The sequence below is a fragment of the Gluconacetobacter entanii genome, assembly GCF_003206495.1.
GTDB lineage: Bacteria > Pseudomonadota > Alphaproteobacteria > Acetobacterales > Acetobacteraceae > Novacetimonas > Novacetimonas entanii.
In genome coordinates this window covers 1-5665 of sequence record NZ_NKUF01000080.1, presented here as the reverse complement: position 1 = coordinate 5665, position 5665 = coordinate 1, and the positions used below count along the sequence as shown (strand labels likewise).

Below are 5665 nucleotides of genomic sequence, written 5' to 3'. Positions count from 1 at the left end.
AGTATCAGTGCATTTCGCTGGAGCGAAAATACGCAGAAGAAAGATACGACAATGCAATCAATGTGACCTCTTGCATCGTAAAGGCCGTCCACATAAGGGCGACATGGTGCATCCCTACCTGCGCCGACGGGCCGGGCAGGAGAAAGAAATCTACCCGACGCCGGAACTCGAGAAGGTGCTCAGGAAGACGCTGGGCATTCCGCTGTTCCAGGAACAGGTGATGCAGGTGGCCATGGTCTGTGCCGGGTTTTCGGCGTCCGAGGCCGACCAGCTGCGCCGCGCCATGGCGACGTTCAAGAATACCGGCACCGTCTCGCGCTTCCGCACGCGCCTGATCGAAGGCATGACGGCGCGGGGCTATCCCGAGACCTTTGCCAAACGCATCTTCCAGCAGCTTGAGGGGTTTGGCAGTTACGGCTTTCCCGAAAGCCATGCCGCCAGCTTCGCCATCCTCGCCTATTCATCATCCTGGATGAAATGCACCCATCCGGATGTGTTTCTGGCAGCACTCCTGAACAGCCAGCCGATGGGCTTCTACGCCCCGGCCCAGCTTGTGCGCGATGCGCGCGAGCACGGGGTCGAGATCCGGCCGGTCTGCATCAACGCCTCGCGCTGGGACAGCACGCCTGAAGGCCCGGAGCGGGATGACGGGCTGTTTGCCGTCCGTCTGGGCATGAACCTGGTGAAAGGGCTGGCCAATGAGGATGCGGCCCGGATCGTAGCCGCTCGGGGCGACCGGCCCTTCGCCTCGGTCGATGATTTGTGGCGCAGGGCAGGGGTGAAGGGGGCAGCCCTGACCCATCTGGCCGAGGCGGACGCCTTCCGGCCGGGACTGGGCCTAGCCCGGCGCGAGGCGCTGTGGGCGATCAAAGCACTACGTGACGAACCCCTGCCGCTGTTTGCCGCAGCCGCCGTCGTGCGTGAAGCGGAAGAACCCGACGTGCTGCTCCAGCCCATGCGGGACGGGGCTGAGGTCGCGCGCGATTACAACCGTACCGGCCTGACCCTGCGGGATCATCCCGTGGCGTTCCTGCGCCCTGATCTCATCGAACGCGGGATGGTGACGTGCCGGCAGGCCTTCGAGGCAAGGGACAGGAGCAGCCTGTCGGTGGCTGGACTGGTGCTGGTCCGCCAGCGACCCGGTTCGGCCGAGGGCGTGGTGTTCATGACGTTGGAGGACGAAACGGCGGCGATCAACGTGATTATCTGGCCCGACATGTTCGAGCGCTTTCGTCGTGTGGTCCTCTCAGGCCAGATGCTGGGGGTTGTGGGGCGGTTGCAGAAGGAAGGGGAGGTGGTGCATCTCGTGACGCGTGAGATTGTGGATCTGTCCTTCCTGCTGGCCGATGTGGGAAATCGGTCGTTGCACGATTTCTCCGACCCTGAGCAGGGTCGCTTGCGAGAAAATATCGTGGTTAAGGCACGAAATTTCCATTGAACGCTCTACAGGCATAATCGTCCCAACGGGCAGCATCGGGTTATTTTTCAGGCTCGCGATCCCGATGAGGACGATCCCTGAAGATACGAGTGCCATGACAGTAAAATACTGATTTTACCTCAGCACTGACACGCAGGCTGCATCATGCGGCAGGACCGTGCCGTAGGTTTCGCTGTAGCGTGACGCAAACGCTTCCCGCTCCAGTCTCTCGCAATAATCAAGATACCGGATCAGGGCCCGCTCGGCGCGCATCGTGCGTCCATAAAGCCGTTTATAATGCTGCCAGAGCATCATGACGTTGACCGACCAGGCATCATAGGCATGCGCAGCCACCCGTTGGCGGATTGCTGTGGGCAGGGCGTCAAAGGCTGCCCATTCATCACCCGCATACCGTCGCCACATCTCGTGTCGTAATGTTCGTTCGTTATAGGCCTTTACCTTACGCATCTACCATTTCTCCCTGCCCCCAGACCGGAAATGGATCAGGCAGATGGGCGAAGGGCAGCGGATCGAACCGCTCCATATTCAAATCGGGCACAAGGCAGGCATCCAGAGCCGCACGAAGGGCAGCTTCGTCCATCTCTGCCGTACCGATAAACACGATCTCCTGTCGGCGATCCCCATAAACCGGGTCCCATTTCGACAGGATCATGTCGCGCCATTCATCGCTATCCGGCCACTGACCTCTGGGTATCGTCACCCACCAGCGTCCCGTTGCCTGCGTGCGGACCAGTGCACCGGCCTGCCCCAGTTCGCCCACCCAGTGCGGGCGGGTCGCCAGCCAGAAATGGCCCTTGGCCCGGATCACGCCCGGCCAGGAAGAGTCGATAAAGGCCTTGAACCGTTCCGGCACCAGCGGGCGGCGGGCACGCCAGACGAAAGTGTGGATGCCATATTCCTCGGTCTCGGGAACATGGTTATGGAATTCGAACAGTTCCTTGTACCATAGTGGATGCTTATGGGCCCGGTCATAATCGAACCGGTGTGTATCCAGAATGCGCGCGCAGGGCACGACGCCCTGATCGGTTTCGATAATATCCGCATCGGCATTCAAAGCCTGAATGACCTGCCGCGCGGCCTCGCGCTGCGCCGGTGTGGCGGTCGAGACCTTGTTCAGCACCACCACATCGGCAAATTCGATCTGTTCGACCAACAGGTCAACCAGTGCCCTGTCATCCTCCTCGCCTGCCGTCTCGCCCAGGTCGCGCAGGAAGTCCGTCGAGGCGTAATCCTGCAGCAGGTTGACGGCGTCCACTACCGTGACCATCGTATCGAGCCGCGCAATGTCAGATAGGCTTTCGCCCGCTTCATCACGAAACTCGAATGTCGCTGCAACCGGAAGTGGTTCGGCAATCCCTGTCGATTCAATCAGAAGGTAATCGAAGCGGCCTTCTTCCGCGAGCCGCCGCACTTCGTGCAGCAGGTCGTCACGCAGCGTGCAGCAGATGCAGCCATTGCTCATCTCGACCAGCGTTTCATTTGTTCGGGACAGATCGCTGCCGTCGCGCACCAGATCGGCATCAATGTTCACGTCGCTCATGTCATTGACAATCACCGCGACTTTCCGGCCTTCGCGGTTATTGAGCACATGGTTGAGAAGCGTCGTCTTCCCGGCTCCCAGAAAGCCGGAAAGAACCGTTACCGGAAGTCTTTCGCGCATGACGGACACCATTCATTCGGTTGCGATCCACCAAACTTATATGGTACGTTATAATATAACAATCCCTAAAGGACCTCGACATGAGACCGGCCTGCCCGACCCGTCAGCGCCCTGTCATTCCGGCACCGTTCCAGGACATTGACAGAAGTGAATGTTTCATCGTTCAGGAAGAGCGCCACACAGGGCAGGAGATCATGCAGGCCGCAGCATTGTGGAATGCCCATGGCCCGGACCTGTTTCTCAGTCGGGGCACTATTGAAATTCTTGAAATCGAGTTGCGGACTCACTTACCGGCAGGCACGCAGGCGCTTGCTGACGACGCCCTGAATCTTGCCTGTCGTTATCAGCGCCTGTCGGGCACGGCCGAAATCCGCTTCCGGCTGGAAAAGGTCAGACACGACAGTTGCCGCCGCTTTCATGTTGACAATGTTCCGTTACGCCTCCTGTGCACCTACACTGGCCCTGGGGTTCAATGGAAACATGCTGACAGCGAGATCATCCATGATACGCCAGCGTGCTGGATCACCCTTCTGAAAGGGCGGTTATATCCCGGCTGGTCGACAAAAGGGGCAGTACTGCACCGTTCGCCGCCCATCTCGGATCTCCCGGTTCCTGTTACGCGCCTGCTTCTGACCCTTGACCATCCGGACGCGTGTGGCATGGGATGACAATGACGCCTTAACGCCGTAGCATTCAGGTTGCTTTCGGCTATGATCGCCAACGCTCTTACCCGACAGCAGGGCGAACTGTCGGTGTGATGGACAGCCCGAGTCATGGTTAAATCGTATCAGCATGGGCCGATCGCTCCTTTGTTTGGAACGATGAACTGTGGCGTAGCGCCGATATGAAGGTGGCGGGCATAGTGTCCATGACACTGAAGCACGAAACAGCGACGCGTGATATTATTGTCGGGCTTAATATTAGTCTGTAGTTTTGTCAGGGCAAATGCCGGGTTTTGGACTGCTTGCGGAAAGAAAAGGGAAGGGCGCCATCTGGTCGCGAGATTGTCGCCCTTTCCTACGCCTGTTGGCGCATGGGGAAATCGGCAACCGAAAACAGTACGTTGTGATGGATATTGGCGAGTTCCCCATAAATATCGCGGAAAAATCTCGTAATTGTCATTGAGTATCTGGCGTGACTTCAAGTCAACGCCAGTTCTCACGTTTTTAACTTCAAGCCATTTTAATGGGCATTAAGCTGAATGTTAGCGCCATTACGATATCCAAACCGGTTTCGATTTGCATATTCAGTAAAGGCACCGAAACCCAGACCCAGTGTGGTCCACATGATGATCTGCATGCCTAAGGAATCAATCCTGAAATTCCAGAGCAAATCAGCAGGGAAATTAGAGGGGACTTCATTAACCGCAGGAAGTAACTCGCCTGTTGTAAAGACAATCAGAATATAACACGCGCCTGCAAGATAAGTTGATGTCCATGCATTATATTGCTGACGTAAGCGTCCCTGAAGCATTGTGGCTGCGATCATCCCCAGTAGGGAGACCAGCATCATTATAAAATACAATTCTGTCCGCATGCCAATTGTATCCGGGTTTCCTACAGATGGCGGGTTGGCAGGATACTTGATGCTTGGCACCATATATACTGCAATAATCCCGGTTATCGCCAGCAGAACAGACACAACACGAGAGTCTGTGCTTTTCATGCGCCCATTTGCATAAGAAAATACAAGAGCGAAAAGGCCGCCAAACGCTGTCGAGTAAACCATTACACCTGTGAGCAATCCGTAACTGGCTTGAAGTTTCCGGCTTACAAGTTCCGGCTCTTCAACATCATGGATGCCTCGCTCCAGATCTGCCTTGGCTTTAGCCTCGTCCATGGCAGATTCAAATGCAATGGCATGATCCACCTGAGGTTCGCCAAACACTTTTGCGAAACCGAATACCAGAATGCCGGCCAAAAAACCGACGAGCATTCCGCGAATAAGTAGGGTGCGGACCATCATTCTGTTTTCCATGTCAGTGGCAGGGGAAACCCAGAAGATGGCGACTGTCATGCACCCACTCGTGCACATACATGCCAGGAATAATAGATGTCGCACCTTCTTCTGCGCCGACAAAATAAAGGGCCAGCAGCATCAGTAAGCCGAAAACCAACCACGGCGCTATCTCCCTGACGGGAATAGGCGCGGGAGAGGGGATAGCGTGGGAACCTAGTGCAGTATCAGACATTTTATACGACTCCTCAGGAAAAATGCGTCCTGTTTCGCTCGGAACGGAGCCATGCGCGGGTCTGACTTTCGGGTAGAAAATTGTGTTCTACACCTGCTTACAGTGGCGCAACCGTGCCGGGATTTCACCGGCTTCCGCGTTTATGGCCTGCAGGGGTATAATCTACTCTCCCTTAATCTAAAACTCCTAAAAGAGTATAGCCTGACATAATTTGACATGAACTACCACGGCCGCAGGTGAAACGCCGAAGCGCAGGCGGTCAATATCCATCAGGAAGGGATTTCTTCTGTGGTTGCCGTCCGTTATGCAAGAGTTTTCTGACCCATATTGACGTGTGATCGTGTGCGGTCTTCTGTAAGGCCTGTTGATGTGGCCT

At 56.3% G+C, this 5665-nt stretch carries 6 protein-coding genes and 1 pseudogene; 2 read left to right on the top strand and 5 right to left on the bottom strand.

Features of this window, described 5'->3' with window-relative positions; translation table 11 throughout:
* Positions 1-88 precede the first annotated feature (88 nt).
* Positions 89-1438 (top strand): annotated as a pseudogene (locus CFR72_RS15985) (helix-hairpin-helix domain-containing protein); the annotation flags it as partial.
* Between the two features lie 114 nt (positions 1439-1552).
* Here CFR72_RS15985 and CFR72_RS15980 read toward each other — a convergent pair.
* Positions 1553-1885, bottom strand: a complete 333-nt coding sequence (locus CFR72_RS15980) for a DUF6525 family protein (RefSeq protein WP_014106895.1) — start codon at positions 1883-1885, stop codon at positions 1553-1555.
* Positions 1878-3110, bottom strand: coding sequence for a GTP-binding protein (locus CFR72_RS15975; RefSeq protein WP_110914738.1), 1233 nt, complete (start codon positions 3108-3110; stop codon positions 1878-1880). Before CFR72_RS15975 ends, CFR72_RS15980 begins: the two co-directional genes overlap by 8 nt.
* Before the next feature lie 68 nt (positions 3111-3178).
* Between CFR72_RS15975 and CFR72_RS15970 the strand changes: the two genes are divergently transcribed.
* Positions 3179-3766 (top strand): DUF1826 domain-containing protein, encoded by a 588-nt coding sequence (locus tag CFR72_RS15970; RefSeq protein ID WP_110914737.1) that lies wholly within the window; start codon positions 3179-3181, stop codon positions 3764-3766.
* A gap of 514 nt (positions 3767-4280) precedes the next feature.
* Here CFR72_RS15970 and CFR72_RS15965 read toward each other — a convergent pair.
* The 3 genes from CFR72_RS15965 to CFR72_RS17880 form a co-directional block, all read right to left on the bottom strand.
* The gene (locus tag CFR72_RS15965) at positions 4281-5114 is read right to left on the bottom strand and encodes a CbtA family protein (RefSeq protein ID WP_023524196.1); all 834 of its coding nucleotides are present in this window, start codon (positions 5112-5114) and stop codon (positions 4281-4283) included.
* Entirely contained in the window at positions 5077-5289 is a 213-nt protein-coding gene (locus CFR72_RS15960) for a CbtB domain-containing protein (RefSeq protein WP_023524197.1), read from the bottom strand. The genes CFR72_RS15965 and CFR72_RS15960 overlap by 38 nt, the downstream gene beginning before the upstream one ends.
* A 186-nt stretch (positions 5290-5475) precedes the next feature.
* On the bottom strand, positions 5476-5665 hold a 190-nt coding region (locus CFR72_RS17880), incomplete at its 5' end, for a hypothetical protein (RefSeq protein WP_208630077.1).

Excerpts from the sequence above, each read along its gene's own strand:
- CFR72_RS15965 (WP_023524196.1), bottom strand. The coding sequence starts at position 5,114 with ATGACAGTCGCCATCTTCTGGGTTTCCCCTGCCACTGACATGGAAAAC.
- CFR72_RS15975 (WP_110914738.1), bottom strand. The coding sequence starts at position 3,110 with ATGGTGTCCGTCATGCGCGAAAGACTTCCGGTAACGGTTCTTTCCGGC.
- CFR72_RS15960 (WP_023524197.1), bottom strand. The coding sequence starts at position 5,289 with ATGTCTGATACTGCACTAGGTTCCCACGCTATCCCCTCTCCCGCGCCT.
- CFR72_RS15980 (WP_014106895.1), bottom strand. The coding sequence starts at position 1,885 with ATGCGTAAGGTAAAGGCCTATAACGAACGAACATTACGACACGAGATG.
- CFR72_RS15970 (WP_110914737.1), top strand. The coding sequence starts at position 3,179 with ATGAGACCGGCCTGCCCGACCCGTCAGCGCCCTGTCATTCCGGCACCG.